At 33.3% G+C, this 1,228-nt stretch carries 1 protein-coding gene and 2 pseudogenes; all 3 read left to right on the top strand.

Features of this window, described 5'->3' with window-relative positions; all coding sequences use genetic code 11:
• Nucleotides 1-514, top strand: a pseudogene (locus INF61_RS22730) (DNA-binding protein); the annotation flags it as partial.
• Nucleotides 515-913 (top strand): hypothetical protein, encoded by a 399-nt coding sequence (locus INF61_RS22725; protein ID WP_193548156.1) that lies wholly within the window; start codon nt 515-517, stop codon nt 911-913. It abuts the pseudogene before it with no gap.
• A 97-nt stretch (nt 914-1,010) separates the two neighbouring features.
• Nucleotides 1,011-1,228, top strand: a pseudogene (locus tag INF61_RS22720) (hypothetical protein); the annotation flags it as partial.

Here is a 1,228-nt window from a genome sequence, read left to right as displayed (position 1 = left end):
TTTTAATATCTTTAAAAGACATGGTTATATAAATGAAGATGGTAGCCCATATTTGCTGAGAACACATCAACTGAGGCATCTTCTTAACACATTTGCTCAAATAAATGGTATGGATGAATTTAGTATTGCTCGCTGGTCTGGACGTAAGCTTATTTCTCAAAATGTTTCTTATGACCACAGATCGCATCTTCAAATGTCTAAAGCAATAAGAGAACAAAAGTTATCAGTGTGTGTTAATGAGCACAGAAAAAAGGATATTCCAGTGTTGGATCTTGACGAGTTTGATTCACTTAGTAGTGGTGCAGTACTTGTATCAAAACATGGCTACTGCAAGCACTCATATGCGTTTAAGCCGTGTGAACATTATCCGATTGAGAATTCTGGTTTAGATAACGAAACGATTTCAAACATTCACGATAAAATTTTAAAAAGAACACTGTATGATAAAAATGATGGGAACATAAATGCTGATAGATGGTATGAATTACATAAGAGAATAAAAAAAGGAGAATAAATGGCTAAGCATATAAATGGTTATCATGAGATGAAGATTGTAGATGTTATTAACACATGGTCTATAGATGAAAAACTAACTTGGGACGCTTTGTGCGACAGGTTAGTAAGGATTATTGGGAAAAGACCATCAAGACAATCCTTAAGTAGTCATGTAAGGATTGCAGAAAGCTTCAGTGTGAAAAAAGCCACTATCAAATCTGGTGCAATACACACTGTAAAACCTGCTAATTTAAAAGTGGCTTCTCAACGAATTAGAAGACTTGAAGCAGAAAATGAAGCTTTGAAGGCATTAAATGAACGCTATTTAGAACAGTTCAAAGTGTGGCTTTATAATGCTCACCTTAAACAAATAACGATTGAAGAACTTAATAATCCATTACCTGCAAAATACCTTTAATAGAATTGATAGGTTTTAGCTATTGACATGGTAAAATATTATGTTATTTATTTTCTTGTCAGGACGACAAAATTTCACTATTGCAAGGATGCATATTATGGATAAAACAAATATTAACTTAATGGAAAGGTATCTATTACTGCTTGATCGATTCGTTGATAAACTCGCTGAATCTGGTTTCTCAGAGCAACGAATTATCGAACAATCATATCTTTTTTGTGCAGGATTTTATATCAAATACCAAAGTGGTATCGAAAAAATGACCTTCTCCAACAGGGAGGTTGTTTTAACCTTTCTGCTACTTTCATATTATAG

Source organism: Enterobacter cloacae complex sp. P18RS (assembly GCF_014982105.1).
Classification (GTDB): Bacteria; Pseudomonadota; Gammaproteobacteria; order Enterobacterales; family Enterobacteriaceae; genus Enterobacter; species Enterobacter hormaechei_C.
Note: the sequence above shows the minus strand (reverse complement) of the source record. Positions and strands in the feature narration are given on the sequence as shown.